This is a genomic window from Rhodopirellula sp. UBA1907, from assembly GCF_002337565.1.
GTDB lineage: Bacteria > Planctomycetota > Planctomycetia > Pirellulales > Pirellulaceae > Rhodopirellula > Rhodopirellula europaea.
The window spans coordinates 22,614-38,771 of sequence record NZ_DDGH01000057.1 but is presented as its reverse complement, the minus strand read 5'-3'; the positions used below and the strand labels follow the sequence as shown (position 1 = coordinate 38,771).

Sequence of the window (16,158 nt, the reverse complement as noted above, 5' to 3'; positions counted from 1 at the left end):
TAATTGATCGTGCGTTGCTTAGCAAGCGAGATCTCGCAATCACGCGCCCGCTTTTGGATCTTCGCTGGCAGAACCCTCTTTCGTTCAGGCTCTAGGTACATCTATGGAACCATCAAAAAACACTTCGCCACCGTCTGGATTGTGGTCGTTCCTGGCAATGACAAATCCGCAAACGAATTGCGAACGCCACCGAGGCCCAGCTCGTCGCCAGTTGTCTTCTCCCCAAGCAATTCGATCACAACGAGCATCCTTCGACGCTCGTGTTCTGAGTAGCCAAGCCAGGTGAAGGTTGACGTCATGTAGACTCGCCCTCGGCTTCATAGCGATCGAATGCTTGCTTCCATATCTTCTTAAGCGCTTCATCGTCGTGACCAGAATTGTTAGCACGAGTTCCGTCACCATTCAGAAAGAAGGCAATCTTGTTCCTGAACTCGAGGGGGCTAATGAATTCGTTAACGCCATTCATGTCGGGTTCGAAGCGAGTACCTCGACTCGAGAACACCTGGCGAGTGATTTCCCGCAAGAATCGAATCGCTTGTTCTGGTTTTTCGACAAAATTCGCAACCCATTGCCGCGCGGGTTCTGGACCGGACCAGTCTCGCCAACGGTATAGGTAGAACATCATTCGGCTATCATCGATTTCATTTCTCGCCGCGGCCTCCTCGATTTTAGTGGCGCAAATGTCGGTAGCACGCTCCACGGTTTCTTTCGTCAGGATGTCTTTTTGAGGGGAGAGTTGTTCGCCCGGGTCAGGCTCTTCCAGGGCCGTGATTCGAACTGGGAACCAAAGATGCGGGGTCTCTTCAAGCTGCTTGCAAAATGCATTGGCTCGTTCTTCGGGATCTTGTATCCGCAGGTATAGTGAACTGACGATTCGCCACGCGATCATGTCCGGCGATGACGGACTTAGCCCGAGTTGATGGGGCGGGATTTCGTCACCAAGCCTGTACAATCCTTGAATTACCGGATAGACGGAAGGTTCTGGAAGGTCTTCGGTGTTCAACTCGAAACGTCGCAGTGCCTTTGCGATCTTTGACGGTTCCTTGAATGATAGAAGGAGATTGCAGAATTCGTCACTTTCTGACGTGGCTTCGATGAGTTGTCCTAAGAAGGCGGCCGAAGACTCAAGGGGCTCTGTGGTGAAGCGAAAGTACCGCTCAAAGTGTTCGCCGTGGCAAGCCCTTCGGCCTCGAGCCCACCCATTTTCAAATCCCATGCCGTGCCCCATCTTGTCACGTACCCAACCAATCTGGGGAAAGACAGAGGCGAGGATTTCATGAGTGGCTCGATGCTTTTGAGCTGCTTCGATAAGGACATTGATTTGTGTGGTTTGTTCTTTTCGCTGTTCGTCCGTTGATCTAAACGTCAGCCCCGGTCCGAAGACGCACTCGGGATGCGTCTCGAGATGCCGATACGCCTGTGGCTCGAATACCCGCAGAGTTTCTAAACAGAGTAGGTCGAGAAGATTCGCTTCAAATTCACCCTGATTGAAGAACATCGTGACGTGAAAGGAGAAGCTCGAAAAGAACCGTTTGATGTCTCGCAGCGTTGAAAAGTACGGAGCCAAGCCCTCGTTGTAGACCTTTTGAAATCGGTCAGTATCAAACTCGACTCTGTTGGGCACTTTGGCAATGACGCAATTCAGTTGATCCGTCAGCACGGTATCTAAATCCATTCGGTCCACCGTTGGTAAGTCAAACGTGACTTGGACGATCTTCTTCAGGAATTCTGCACCCGATGAGCCGGTGTAGTCGTCGAGTGCATTCTCGACGATTGCGCGATCGTAAAGCGTCAGGAAAACGAGATTGGGAAAATTGGCGTTCGCTTTGACGAGCCGAAACAAGATCGCGATTTCTTGTTTCGATAGTCGATCGATGTCGTCCAGAACGACAAGTATTGGATGCTCGAGCTTTGCCAGCTGTTCACGGAGTTGCTGATGGATTTCCGACAGTGGTTGTTCCGGTTCTGTCGCCGCGGCGTCCGCAGCCTTCGCTGTAATATCCGCGGATTGGTCTGCGGCTCCTGCAAGCCCACGCAGCAGAAGAGGTGCCCACGGGACGCCGGCAGCCTCCGTGGCCACGCTGAGCCCTTTCAATGCAGAGCTTCCCAGGGTCAGGTGCGCCGAGTACTTGCGCCAGGTCGACGCGAGCGTTCCGTTTGATGCGAGATTGGTTGAGGCTTCGATTGAGTTTCCGATCTCTTCAAAGAAGGCAACTGAGAGCTTCTCCTCCCCTGACCACGACCACGGATTGAACTCGATGACGGTCAACGGCGGCTGACGTTCTTTCAGCAGCTCGACAACCATGTTCTTGACCGAGGTCTTGCCCGAACCCCACACACCATGTAGCCCGATCACTAGTCCCGATTGATCGCGCCAATCGCGGATCACATCCGCGAGCGAGATGCAAAACCGTCCACGATTCAGCACGTCACCCGAGAGCTGACGAATGGGGGAATCTCCGTCGGTGAACTCCTGGTGTGGAAAGTTCGTGCCGTCACTCACTGCGTTGCCTCCAGCTTGTACTGAGCCTCCAAACCGGCCAGTGTTTGAGACTCGTTGATGGCGTTGTGGGGAATCAGCAGATAGTGCCACGGTTTGTCAGCGACATTGGTTGCACTATTGCAGTAGTTGATTGCGGCGGCGGCTTTCTTCAGGACCACGGGATCCTCAATCTCGTCGGCAGCTTTGGGTTCGCAGATGTAGTAGGCGGACTGAGTTTCCGCGACAAAATCAGGCTCGTAGAGTTGCCCGTTTTCGTATTCGATCTGAAATGCGGTCTTGATCGGTTTGACCCATTTCTGGACCTCCGAATCATTCTCCAAAACCACAGCGAATCGTCGTTCGCTGTCGGAATCGAACTTTTGAACTTTGAATAGGCACTTGCTGAACCCTCCGAAGACCATGCGTCGAATGTTCTTCTTCTCATCGACAGGCTGTCGGAACGGCCGAACCTTCTCGTCTTCGCTGTATTGCAGTGCCGCTGGACGCAACTTCATCACGCCCCGTGTCACATTCACTTCGTATTCTTCGGCCTCTTGGAAGAAATGCTGCTGCATCTGTGATCGGATCAGACCAACGTACGTGCTGTGATTGACCTGCAAGACATTCGCAACGGCTTCATCGTCGGACAGGTACGATCGCAACTTGGCAACGAGTTGTCCGGTCAACTTGTACAGCAACGAGCTCGTGGAGTCGTAGTCGATCTCGGGGCAGTCGATCAAACCACGAACGATGTAATCTTCCAGCCGATCTTCATTCGCGGATTTCAGTCGAGCCAAACGATACTGCTTGTTCTCGCGAAGGGTCTGGATCAGGATCTGATCGTCGACGGGCTGTTGAGTCACCGTGGTCGTATCAAGATCGAAGTCGCGGTATCCGGTCGTCACCTTTCCGCTTGGAACGACGGTGATCCTGGGGATGTCGATGGTCATCACGGTGTAGGCGTCCGTGACTTTCTGGACCGTTTCACTGATCGTTTCGTCGCTGGGCCCATCCTCCATGCCTTCCTGATTGGGCTGGCTGACCTTCAGGGTTTCCTTCACGCGAGAAACGAGCTTTTCGCGGATCTCGGGTGTTGTCAGATCCTTGGATCGGGGAAGTCGATCGAACTCGTTCTGGATGATGTCCAGCGTCTTTGTGGCAATATCAACCTCGTCGTCGTCTGTGAAGAGCGGTTTCGTGCGAGGCCCTGAAACGTCATCGGTGTCATTGCCGTCCGCGCCCCCTTCCGTTGCGTTTCCAACGAGGTGATCCAATAGATTCGGTTTTACCTCAATGACCTTGGACTTCTTGTCCGGGATGTCTTCGCCGATGATGACGCCGGTCACCAGGATCGAATCGCCGCGATTGGCCTCGTCAACGATCTCTTGAAACTTGTCGTGGGCGACGATCGTTAGGCGATCTACCTCGGGAACTCCCGTTCTCTTCCCGTACGGCAAACGCAGCCCGCGTCCGATTGATTGTTCGACCAGCGTTCTTGAGTCGGCTTTCCGCAGCGGAACGATCGTGTACAGGTTCGTAACGTCCCAGCCTTCTTTGAGCATGTTGACGTGGATGACGATCTCGATGGGGTTCGCGGGGTCTTCCACGGACAGCAGTTTTTCAACAATGTCATCCGATTCTTCGGACTTGTTTTTCGAGTGGACGGTGATGACCTTGCCCTTGTAAGCACCGTCGAAGAACTCTTTGTCTTCCATTCGCTTCTCAAGCTCACTGGCATGCTCAATATCGCGGGCGACGACCAGCATGAATGGCTTGACTCGGCGAACGTTGTTTTCGGTCGCGTAGATCTGCAACTGAGTCATCGTTTCTTGATGAACCAGCACGCCATCTTTCAATTTGATGGTTTCGAGATCCTCTTCGCTTTTACCGTCGGTGGTGAAGTTGGACCGGGTGGCAACTGCGGTTTGTTTGATGTAACCGTCGGTAAGTGCCGACGCGAGCGGATAGGAGTAGATCACATTTTTGAATGGAATGGTCGACTTGCCCTTTTCGACTTGGGGCGTGGCGGTCAACTCCAAACCCAAGATCGGTTTCAATTCGTTGATCGCTTTGACGCCTGCACTCGCCCGGTAGCGATGGGATTCGTCCATCAACAGGACCAAGTCGTCCAGCCCGGCCAGGTAATCGAAATAGCTGTCGCCGATGTATTCATTCAACCGTTTGATCAGCGGTTCCTTCCCGCCTCTCGCTTCGCTATTGATCTTGGAAATATTGAAAATGTTGATGTGGATCGGCGAGTCATCGAACATCATTTGCTGGCCGCGTGCGTCGTAGCCGTCCTTGCGCACCCCGATGCCGCTTTCGTAATTGTCGCTCGTGATCACCTGCGGCAGTCGAGTTGCAAATTCGCTGATGCCTTGGAAGACATACTTCGGTGTGCCGGGGGTGAAGTCGGCGATCAGCTTGCGATAGATGGTCAGGTTCGGTGCCAGCACGAAGAAATGCTGGACCTTTTCGGCACGGTGCAAGTAGGCGATGAACGCGCCCATCAGTCGCGTCTTGCCGACACCCGTTGCCAGTGCGAAACACAACGAGGGAAAATCACGTTCAAAGTCTTCCACGGTCTCGAACGAGTCACGGACAGAGTCGAGCTGCGTTTGCAGGTCGGCATCCTTTTCGAGCGGAATCAGTTCGCAAATCTCGGATAGAATTTCCAGACTGCGTCGTTGCGGGCTACGGAGTGATAAACGATTCGCGATGGCGTTGACGTGGTGATTCATGTTGGGGATCTAGTTCGGCATGTACGGATGGGGGTTGCAGTCTCGATGCGGTATCTATTTGTCGTCCGTTTCTTCAGCGAATAGCGGCATGTCGTCATTGAGCATCTTGCGTCGCTGACGGCTGTTTTTGGGGAGGTCTTCGGCGAGATCGTCGGAGTCCTCCAAGTCAGGTTCGGGAGCGTCAGGCAATGCTTCGACCGACAGGCTGTAATCGTTCTTGCCCCATTCACACTTGCTCATGACGGCACGCGGGATCTTCTTGAGCGTCAGGTTGGGGAAGTCTTCCAGGCGACGGACTCGGTAGGCGCTACAGCAGACGAGCAGGCTGCGTTCGGGACCGACTTGGTCTGAAAGATGCTGAAGTTGCTCGCGCGTCAGCGTTTGCGTCGTGACATAGATGAAATCGTTTTCAGTCGACTTGCCGTGTTGCCAGTAGTGGTCGGGCGAAGGTGCGTAGGTGAAACCTTCCAGCTTGCAGACCGCCTCGGCCAACATCGCAGCGTTGTATTTGTCACTGATGACCCAGTTTCCAAATTCGTCTTCGGTCAGCAGCGACGGGGCGAGCGTGTAGTAGCGAAAACCACCACCACCCTTCCAGTTGGTTGACTCAGTTACTCCGCCTGAATCTTCACCGTCGATGACTTTCTTCAAACGAGGAATGATGTGCGTGTGACAGTGGTCCCCGAGTTCCACCGATGATCCATCGGCGCCCCATTTTGTGGGCTACTGCACCCGTGGTGCCTGATCCAGCGAAAGAATCCAAGACCAAATCTCCGACCCTTGTCGCGAGGTCCAAAACCCGCTTAATCAATCTTTCAGGTTTGGGCGTCGCGAAAGGATCGCTTGGGTTCGCGGCTTTAACTTCTTCACGTGCCTCGTGGTTGCTGCCAACATCTGAATGAAGCCAGACTGACGGTGCGGGAGGCCCGTCCGCCTTTAGTTCAGATAAAAAGGTCTTTCTAGATGGAGTTGCAGTTCCATCTACCCCAAACCATATTTCATCGCCTTCGTCCATCTGAATTAGTTTGTCAGTGGGGAAGCGAGGGCTCGTTCCAGGAGGTGCGGTCCAGGTTACTCCATTCTTGAACGTATGGCTGAACTCCTTCTCCTTTGCCGTAGCACTGCGTTTGGCATAAAGCGGTGTTGCTTTCCAAGGCCCCTTTGGATGTTTGTCAGGGTTTCTGTACCTCTTATCCATCTCGGCGCTTCGTTCCAATCGATATGGACGCCACGATTCTTTGTTGGCGGCATAGACCAGTACGTGATCATGGTTTTCGGACAACCACTTTGCATCGTTAGCAACCGTGTACTTCTTCTGCCAAATGGCGTTGCAAACAAAGTTCTCTCGACCAAAAACTTCGTCGCACAGGACTTTGAGATAGTGTGACTCCCTATCGTCAATCGTTATCCAAAGCGATCCATCGGCACTCAGCATTCTTCTCAGTATTGAGATGCGATCACGAATCAAACCAAGCCATATCGAGTGCTGAAGCCCATCTTCGTAATGCTCAAATGCTGATCCCGTGTTATACGGTGGATCAATAAACACGCACTTCACCTTTCCAGCAAACTCTTGCTCAAGAGCTTTCAGTGCCAGCAGGTTGTCGCCAAAGATCAATCGGTTGTCGAACTGATCGTTCTCGCTGACTCGTGCTGATGCGTGGTATGACTTCTCCGGATCTTCCAGCAGAACACGAGGCTCCAGCCGCGGACGCTTTTCCTTGCCGATCCATGTCAATTCAAGCTTCTGTTTCTTTGCCATTCGTTTCTACGTTGCTGATTGAAGTTTGGTTATCGCCAGACCGGGTGTTGTTTCCAGTTGTACGTCAGTCCCATGGGCAAGAGTGGTTTTGCAACCGACGGTGGGTTGTCCAAATGCTCTTCGACTCGTTTTGACCACCGAACCATGAACGGAGACACCGCAGGCATCCGCTTGAGCATGTACTTGATTACAAGCAGGGTTACGAACAAGCGGCTGTTATCCGGGAGCGTCTTCGGTTGCCATTCTTTGGAACGAAGGATCGCAGGTCGAATCGACCATTGTCGATCCCAAAGTCGAGCGTGATGGGCGCACAGGTTGCGGACGTAAACGAAATGGTGCATCCACGTTCCAACGACGTCGGGTTGCAATCGGTATTGCTGCGCGATCGTTTTTTGATCGGATCGCTTCATTCCCGAATACATGCGGGACAGTCCGCCGAACGACGCGACCTCCGTCACCATCCAGACCGGCAGATCAGGGTACTCTGCGTAAGTCTTTTGGAAATGAGTTACAAACAGTTCGCTGCTTCGTGTCGCTTCTTCGCGAAGTCGACCAATCCAATCGTCGTGGTCGAACGTGTGAAAGAAGTTATGTTCTTCGACGTGACCAAAGGCACCGTATTTTTCACCAAAGTGATAGGCAAAGGAGGTTCGCAAGTCGACTTCGATCGTCTCCAATGCTTCGGTTAACAAGTCGCGAAGATCAAGATCGAATTCGTATGCCTGGATGATTTGCTCGAACGTCGTACCGTCTGGGTAGACATGCCGCTCGGTCTCAAAAGCCAGGCAATACCCGCTGAAGCGGTAGTAATTGAGATGCCGCAAGTATCGGATCGCAGCGTCTTCATCATGTACGACGATGCCACGATCACGGATCTTCTGCAGTTGGTTTTCGAGACTGCACCATGGCTTGTCGTAGGGACGACCGGTCATCGCACCTCCTCGCCAAAAAGAGGAAGGGCAAAAAGAAGCCGCCCGAGATACGCGTCACGCCGAAGCGTGAGAGGCGGGGCGACTGTAATGTTTTCTTGCCTGCGTGACGAAAATCGCCGCTCAGCGAGATTGGGTGAGCGCAAAAAAGAAACCCGTCCTTGATGCACGTCATCGAGATAGCACGCAGCTGGTCTCGGGAGTGGTGCGACGGGTGTGTTGCTAGCAGTATCGGTCGCTGAACGCCGAAAATCAAGACGGATCAAACAATCATTGTTGTGTTGACAAGAAATTTTCGTCGAATTGCCGGAAATTCCGGCAGTTTCAGACGAAAATACTTTTTCCCGTGGCGACCGCGGGACTCGACAGATGGCAGATACGCGAGCAGTCATCGAGTCGCCTCCAGCGTCCAGTGAAGCGTGAAGACTTCGGACGAGCTGACTCGCTGTTCGAGCTGGGCCTGGACCTGCTCGATCAATTCTTCTCGCCTGTCGTCAATTTCGTCCTGGGCCTCGTACAGCCGTTTGCGTTTCTCCTTGCGGCTTTTTTCAAGCGACTTGATCGACTTTTGGGCTGCCAGTTTGTCGGAGAGCGTTTCGGCGGCGGATGCGACTTTGCGAGCTTCCTTGATCGCTTTGTCCATCTCCTTGATCTCTCGTTCGAGGCCTTGTTTAAGGTCATCGGACCACAAGTCCAGTTTGAGAGCCTCCTGGTCGAACAGCTCGGCGTTGCGTCGGTCAACTTCCTGCATGCAGCGAGCTTTTTCTTCGTCGGATGCCGAGGAAAGATCTGGGGGTGACGTTGCGGCGTCGCCGACAATACTCGCGGGCAGTCGCAGCAGCTTTTCGCATTGCTCAGTGTCGAGCGTTCGCCCGTCATCGGTGAGTGCAGCCAGGATCAAGAATTCTTCCCGGTCGAGGGTCTCGATCGTTAGCTTCGATAGCTGCAGCCAACCCGATTCACCAATCAACGGTTCGAGGACAGCAATCACGCCGCCGTATGCCGCGTAATCAAACTTGACCTCGGCTACGGAGAGATTGCGTTGCAATGAGCGAGTGATTAGGGCATTCGCCAAAGGATGCTCGGTGCGATAGAACGTCTCGCCGCCGGACTCCGCTTTCTTCCAGTCGAAGTGGAACGAACGACCGGCCAGGGATTGCAGCAGCTCTTGCCCCGCGTTCGTGTCGTCGTTCAAGGGAGCGGAATGTGCAGAACCGTTGATGGTGAAGCGTGGCTCGTTCTTGTCGAACGTCGCGTTTCCATTTAGTTCGGCCTTGGTCAGACTCAGCAGCCATCGTTGTCGGTCGTCGAGGCTTTCGAGCGTTTGGTCCCGAAAGACTTTCAATCGTTCGGTGACTTGTTCGTCAAAGTTCTCCAACAACATTTGCCGAGTGTCTTCCATTCGCTGCCCAATCTGGTCTTCCAGGTCGGTTTGCAGGGACGCAAACGCGGCAGCGATCTCCTCGGGGCTTCGGCACGTCTGGTAAACCTCGGCAATTCGTCGCTCGATATCGACTCCCGATTCCAAAGCGCCGAGCACTTGATCGCTGGCACCGAAGACGCCGTCGAACAAACGGAACTTTTCGCTGAGAAGTTCAAGGACTCTTTGGTCGGCCTCGTTGTCTCGGTTCAGCAAATTTAGAACGACGACATCGTGTTTCTGGCCGTATCGGTGACAGCGTCCGATTCGCTGTTCGACACGCTGTGGGTTCCACGGTAGATCGAAGTTGACGACCAGCGAACAGAACTGCAGGTTGACGCCTTCCGCGGCAGCCTCGGTTGCGATCAAGATGGTAGCGGAGTCACGAAACGCTTCGACGATCGCAGTTTTGACGTCAACGGCCTTCGACCCGCTTCCGCGAGATTCGTCCGCATGTCGTGCTCGCCAGTCGCGATAGATTTGGCGAGACAATGGGTCATCATTCTCGCCGTTCATTAACACGAGTTCACCGTCGTACCCGTTTTCCGATAACAGTCGAAAAAGATAGTTCTGCGTACGTCGCGACTCGGTGAAGATCACGGCTTTCCGCTGGGCTCCCAGTTCCTCGGCTTTTGCAAAGGCGGTTTGCAACGCAGGCAGAAGGGCGTCGCCTTTGGCGTTTTCGGTGATACCCTCGGCGAGCGTGCTGAAGGACAAGAGCTCTTCGAGCTCGGCTCGGATACTTTGCGTCGGCGGTAAAGCGTTGGTGCGATTGGCGTTTTGGTGAGCCGTCGAGGCAATGACTGCCTTGGAGTCCGTTGCATTTGACACCTGATCATGTGGCTCATCGTCCCATTCGTCGGCCAGGGCGCCGATCGGTTCAAAGTCGTCCGCTTCGATCAACAGGTTTTCGTTGGCCGGTGTTTCGGTGTCGTCGGGCGCTGATAACGGCCCATTGTCTGATAGGGTTTCGGCCTGTGCCTTTTCCTCGATCATGGTTTCAAGGCGGTCGACGAGTCGACGTAGTGTTGCGGAGATGGCAAACGTCGATGACGCCAACAGTTTCCTCAGCACCAATGTGATCAGTTGTCGTTGGCTGGCTGGAAGTGATACGAGAGTGTCACGTTGTAAGAATGCAGAGACACTGTCATAGAGTTTTTGTTCGTCGTCGCTGGGCGTGAAGTCCTGGGTGATTGGGATTCGGCTGGTGTAGGAAACGTATTCGCTGACCTGCTGACGCAGAGTTCGGATGCAAACCGGGGCGAGTCGGTCCTTGAGCATTCGATTGCGTTGTTGCTCGTTCGAATTGCGGACGAACTGATCTTGAAACGAGGCTGCATCGCCGAACACGTGTTCATCGATCACGCTGACGAGCCCGTACAATTCCATCAGTGAGTTTTGCAGCGGCGTGGCGGTAAGCAGTAGCTTGTGGGCTGATCCTATGGCTTCGCTGATTCGGCCGGCCATGCTCTTGCCGTCTTTGTCTTTGTAGACGTTCCGCATTCGGTGGGCTTCGTCGATGACGATCTGGTCCCAGGGGACGGATGCGACGAATTCGAATTTGGAGGCTGCGAAGTGGTACGAGCAGATGACGATCTGGTCGTCCTGCACGAATGGATTCGGTGAGCCCGCTTTCCTCATGCGGTTGAAGGTGGGGCCATCCAACACGATGGACGGAAGAAAGAACTTCTCGTCCAATTCCTGTTGCCATTGGTTGCGAAGTGTCGCAGGCAGGATCAGCAGGATTCGCCGTTTTCTCTGTGCCCAACGCTGAGCGAGAACGATCCCTGCTTCGATTGTTTTACCCAGGCCCACCTCGTCGGCTAGGACCACGCCGTGCGACAGTGGTGATCGAAGAGCGAAAAGTGCCGCATCGACTTGGTGCGGGTTCAGGTCGACTCGACTGCCGGCAATCGACTGGGTCAGGTTCTCGATGCTGCCGCCGTCACGACGAAGCGTCAGCAGGTGTGCCCAGTATTGAGAATGGTACGGTGTCACCGAAGTGTTCGTCCTTGATCGTGTCGTATCAATGCCCCGGGACGAATCAGTGATGGGGCCAGACCCACGCCGGAAATTGTTGACTAAAAAGTAGCGGTAGCATAGGTTGTAGCAGCTCTGTCGACAACCAGACTTAGCTACTGGACCTCCCGACTCCAGCGGCAGGAAATGTTTATGAAATTCGGCAACCGAGTTCGCGCTTTGCGCGAATCAACTGGGTTCACTCAGGCCGAGCTCGCTGAGCGAATGTCTGTAAGTGTCAGCTACATCAGCAAAGTCGAAAACGAGCGGCTGCAATTTGGCGATTACCCGTCAGAAAAGTTTCTGCGCAAGTTGGCTGTTGAACTGAAAGCGGACGTCGATGAACTGATGCTCTTGACCAATCGAGTGCCTGATTCGATACGCAAGAGAGTTTGCGAACGGCCCGATGCATTTCGCAAGCTTGCGGCGATGGACGACCGAACAATTGACCGCATTCTGAAGAGCGAGACCAGCAGAGATTTGAAAGCGAAGAAGCAATGAGTGAAGCTCCGGAACAGGATCTCGAAGACCCTGCGAGTCAATCAGATGTTGACCAAGACGAAGGTGCGGGGCAATCTTTTGCTCAAGCCGCGTTTCCGATCGATCTGAACTTACCAGGAGCGGACGATTCGATGCTGCGTGCGACCCTTTTGGATGCGTCTCGGGCGATTCGTCGTGAATTTCAAGATGCTGCGAAATGGAAACGAATGCGATGCCGGAATGTCAAAGCGATTTCGGAATCGGATACCGGTGTCATTTACGAGCTAGAGATCGGTCACGCGGTTGAGTTCGATTGGACTTGGGAAGGAGCCGTTGCGTTTCGACCACTGACACTGAAGGAATTTGAGGCGGACGAGGCAAGCTTCTTTGAGAACGGCTCTCTTGATGCCGATGTTGAGGACTCGATCATCTGGTCTGGTGAAGTCCTCGAGGTAGACGAGGCCACCGGACGGATCTTCATCTTGGTGTCCGATCCAGAACATCCGCCACGTCGCGGGTCTTTCTACGTGCGGCCCTTTGAATTTCTTGCTGTTCTGGACGCGATTTACAACGAGTCACGCTTTGATTCAGTTAGGGCTTCGCTTCCACTACGTTTGAGTGCTGCCGAAGGCGGAATTCATCCGAGTGTTCGATCGCCAGAGTCCGAGTCTCCAACCGTTGGGCTCGCAGAATTACAGAGTTGGTGGAGGCATTCGTGGAGTGTGCTTTGGGGGCCGCCGGGGACGGGAAAGACTTTTACCACCGGCCGTCAAGTCGCAGCAATTCTCGAAGATCCTACCGAACGGATCCTCGTTGTTTCAACGACGAACAAGGCTACGGATGCCGTGGCTGAGGCGATTGGCAAGTCGGCGAGTCGATTGGGCTACGACCTCGACGCCGGGCAATTGCTGCGGATTGGCAAAGGGGCTTCCTACAAGCGTTTCGAGCTTTCCGGATTAACGGGAATGTTGCGTGGGACCGAGGCGGAGTACCTCGCTGAGATGGAGGAATTGGGTTTGCGGTTGGCTGCGTGCGAGACTCCGGAAGACAAAGCCATTGTTCGTGAGGAAATCAAGCGATGCCGAGAGTTGATGCGTGACGCAGCGAAACATAATTTTTTGAATGAAAACGTAAAGGTGGTCGTTGCGACCTCGTTCAAGGCAACGACGATGTTGGCCCGTGACGAAGTAATCGAGTCGCTCGAAGAGGATTACGCTCCGTTCACGACCATCTTTATCGATGAAGCCGGATTAATGTCGCGTGTCGCGGTTGCTGCTCTTTCGATGCTCGCCAGCCGGCGAGTTGTCCTGGTAGGTGACTCCAAACAGCTCGCTCCCATCAGTCGCATTAGCCGCCTGCTGGAGCCGAAGCAAGGGAAGTGGCTGGCGAGCAGTGGTCTTTCCCATCTACATGATTTCACTGTCGCGCAGCCCGGAGTTAACGTCCTGCGTGAACAGCGACGTATGCGTGCGGAGATCTGTTGTGTCGTCTCTGCCTACCAGTATGACGGTGTGCTGAAGACTGCCCCAGAAGTAGACGATCGCGATTTTGAGCTGCCACCGCTCCTCCAGAATGCCCCAAGGGCGATATGGTACGTCTTAGATGACGATGCGAAGGATATCCCAACGATCCGCGCAACCCGCGGCCCCGGGAATCGCAGTTGGGTTCGGGCTGGAACCGTGCAGGTGCTGGAGAAGCTCTTCCTTGATCAGCGACTGCAGTGGACCAATGGCTTGTATATTTCACCGTTCAAAGCTCAGGCGAAATCGATTGGTGAGTATCTCGTCAAGCGACGTTATCAAGGGTGGAGCGCTTCGACGGTCCATAGCCAGCAGGGGAGTGAAGCGAATGTCGTGATATTTGACACGGTGAACGCAGGAAGTACCGCTTGGCCGTACGATGAATGGAAACGACTGGTCAACGTGGGCCTGAGCCGTGCCCGTGAAACGGTGATTGTCCTGGCGAGCCGCGCAGAAATGCAAGCACCGTTCTTGGCATCTCTTCAAAAACATTTGACCCCGATGGTGCTAAATCGACGAGGCAAATCCATTGAATGGGATGCCGTCAATGCGGACGCAACAGATGAGTCAAGGGTTGCATCCGCCACAGCAGATTATGCCATTGGAAAACAGCTGGAAAGTCGCAAGCGAATGCGTCCAGTTCTTTCGCAGGAACAGGAGCGTTTGTGCGGCTTAGAGTTGGATGGCAAGCCTCGATTGGTTCGCGGTGTCGCTGGTAGTGGCAAAACGGTGGTACTTGCAAATTGGTTGACCAAATCAGTGCAACGATTGGCGAATGACGCTGACATCAGAATCTGGGCCGTTTTTGCAAACCGCTCCCTGCAATCGCTAATTGCCGAGTCGATTCAATCTGCATGGGAGGAAGTGAGTCCCGGCCGAGCATTTCCGTGGGAACGAGTGAAGCTCTTCCACGTTCGCGAAATCCTGCAAGTGCTGCTCCCAGAAGCGGGGCTAGCCTTGTCGCGAAAGGAGTTCGATTACGACCGGGTCAGTGAGGACTTTCTCGCGCGCCGCTCGGCCGCAAGCTTGTCGCCTCGATGCGATGCTTTGTTCATTGACGAAGCTCAAGACTTGGGCCCGAACACTCTCAAACTGCTTTCCGCTCTGGTGAAACAATCCGATGCGGAAGACGCCAATAGTCGCAGTGTCAATATTTTCTACGACAATGCCCAGAATATCTACGGACGTAGCACGCCCACTTGGTCAGAGCTGGGACTGGACATGCGTGGACGTAGTACTGTGATGAAAGAGAGCTTCCGAAGCACTCGCCCCATCACAGAACTGGCACTGAACGTCCTTTACCGGTTTCAGTCACCAGAATCGAATCCTGATCACAAAGAATTGCTTTCGCGTGGTCTGATCGAGCGTGCCAAACGGGGTGAACAGGAGTGGTGGCGAGTCAGGTTCAACCAAGTTGATGGTCCAAAACCTGAGTTGCGACGCTACCAAAGTCTCGACACTGAGATGACGGCCATCGGGCACTACTGTCGTGAGCTGATCGAGGATGATGGTGTTCGGCCGTCGGATATTTGCATGATTTACAACGGTATGAACATTGCTCACCGCCTCCGGCAGGGTGTTGCCCCAATTCTCTCTGATCTCAATGTGGAGCTTTCTGTCCAAACAAACAAACCGTTTGAACGCAGCGAAAACATGCTGATCGCCACAACGTCACATTCGTTCAAGGGCTATGAAGCTGAGGTGATCATCATCCCAGGAGTCGATCAGTTTTGCGCAAGGGGCGTGGGCATTCTTGCGAACAACCTCTACGTGGCGATGACGAGAGCTCGCTCCATCCTGACGATGTTTGCACAGTCAATGAATGGGAATGAGCAAAAAAAGTTGTATGAGGTAATCGAAGGTTGCCTCGATAGTTTGGAAGAATCCCCTGCGATCGAATCTGACGCCACCGTCCAGGATGACTTGATTGCGATCCTGGATCAAATCGGCCATGAGCACCGGAAATGGCTTCTTGACGTTTGGAAAAGCTACCCGATTAACCAAGAGCCGTTGGTCACGAAGACGGGCGAGGTAATCGCCGATCCCATCTTTCATTTCCGTACCGAAAAACAAGGGTTCGCGTGCTTTGGCGCGAAGCGGCCTTCTCAGCGTGTGGTGCGGAGGCTCGGAGAGTTCGGATACTCACCGGTCGCTCCAGGTGATGGGGGCACTGGATAATGGAATCGAAGAGCATGGACATCAAGTTGATTTCAACGAGGAGCCGCGAAAAGTGACTGTTTGGACAAATCACCCCAGCAGCTTCCCGTTGACCTCACCCAATCTTCGGATTGACCCTACGACAAGCAGGCACTGGCGAGACCGGCTCTATCGGGAAGCACTTCCGAAACTTCATAAGCGGCTCAAGGGTGAGACGCAGTTTCTTTGGTGCCTTACGCGGCCCAATATGTTTGTACGAGTGTCTGAATCAATCGATTTAGTTCAGTGGGAACTAAATGTGTCCGAGGATATGGTGCTCACTCTTTATCGCGAAGAAATCTGGGACGACCTGTATCATCAAAGAAGTGAAGACTGGGGATCGTTGTTTGCGGATAAGCTCGGAGAAAGTGTCGGCGTGCTTGTAAGACTTCCAATCGATCCCTCACTGGCCACATGTCACGAACTGCCAGTGAAATACAGTCGTTAAATGGTTGATTTGCATCTCGTCGAGTCCGGCGTAGTGTATCACTGACAAGACAGTCTGTAGAGGTTGCTTCAAAAAACGCCCGCGGGGGATTGCTCCGACGCAGGCGTTTGGCTTGGCTTTGATTTCTCGACCCTATCAGATCGAGAAGGGCTCGGCTCGTG

The 16,158-nt window shown here is 53.7% G+C and carries 9 protein-coding genes; 2 read left to right on the top strand and 7 right to left on the bottom strand.

What is annotated here, in order from left to right:
• Window positions 1-101: 101 nt before the first annotated feature.
• The 7 genes from B2R17_RS28400 to B2R17_RS12730 all read right to left on the bottom strand — a co-directional run bounded on the left by B2R17_RS28400 (window position 102) and on the right by B2R17_RS12730 (window position 11,332).
• A complete protein-coding gene (locus B2R17_RS28400; protein ID WP_414707309.1) occupies window positions 102-299 on the bottom strand; it encodes a DUF6361 family protein in 198 nt (65 codons plus the stop codon).
• A complete protein-coding gene (locus tag B2R17_RS12755; RefSeq protein ID WP_286764280.1) occupies window positions 296-2,503 on the bottom strand; it encodes a KAP family P-loop NTPase fold protein in 2,208 nt (735 codons plus the stop codon). Before B2R17_RS12755 ends, B2R17_RS28400 begins: the two co-directional genes overlap by 4 nt.
• Window positions 2,500-5,223, bottom strand: coding sequence for a DEAD/DEAH box helicase (locus B2R17_RS12750; RefSeq protein ID WP_286764279.1), 2,724 nt, complete (start codon window positions 5,221-5,223; stop codon window positions 2,500-2,502). The genes B2R17_RS12755 and B2R17_RS12750 overlap by 4 nt, the downstream gene beginning before the upstream one ends.
• A gap of 54 nt (window positions 5,224-5,277) precedes the next feature.
• Complete coding sequence (locus B2R17_RS12745; RefSeq protein WP_286764278.1) at window positions 5,278-5,874, bottom strand: hypothetical protein; 597 nt, start codon at window positions 5,872-5,874, stop codon at window positions 5,278-5,280.
• The gene (locus B2R17_RS12740) at window positions 5,852-6,985 is read right to left on the bottom strand and encodes a site-specific DNA-methyltransferase (RefSeq protein ID WP_286764277.1); all 1,134 of its coding nucleotides are present in this window, start codon (window positions 6,983-6,985) and stop codon (window positions 5,852-5,854) included. Before B2R17_RS12740 ends, B2R17_RS12745 begins: the two co-directional genes overlap by 23 nt.
• Window positions 6,986-7,014: 29 nt before the next feature.
• Window positions 7,015-7,917 carry an Abi family protein gene (locus tag B2R17_RS12735; protein WP_286764276.1) on the bottom strand — a complete coding sequence of 301 codons (903 nt, stop codon included), beginning with the start codon at window positions 7,915-7,917 and terminating at the stop codon, window positions 7,015-7,017.
• Between the two features lie 385 nt (window positions 7,918-8,302).
• On the bottom strand, window positions 8,303-11,332 hold the full coding sequence (locus B2R17_RS12730) for an SNF2-related protein (RefSeq protein WP_286764275.1): 3,030 nt from the start codon (window positions 11,330-11,332) through the stop codon (window positions 8,303-8,305).
• A gap of 174 nt (window positions 11,333-11,506) precedes the next feature.
• Between B2R17_RS12730 and B2R17_RS12725 the strand changes: the two genes are divergently transcribed.
• Window positions 11,507-11,854: a helix-turn-helix domain-containing protein gene (locus B2R17_RS12725; protein ID WP_286764274.1), complete on the top strand. Its 348-nt coding sequence runs from the start codon at window positions 11,507-11,509 to the stop codon at window positions 11,852-11,854.
• Window positions 11,851-15,531 (top strand): AAA domain-containing protein, encoded by a 3,681-nt coding sequence (locus tag B2R17_RS12720; protein ID WP_286764273.1) that lies wholly within the window; start codon window positions 11,851-11,853, stop codon window positions 15,529-15,531. Before B2R17_RS12725 ends, B2R17_RS12720 begins: the two co-directional genes overlap by 4 nt.
• Window positions 15,532-16,158: the final 627 nt, after the last annotated feature.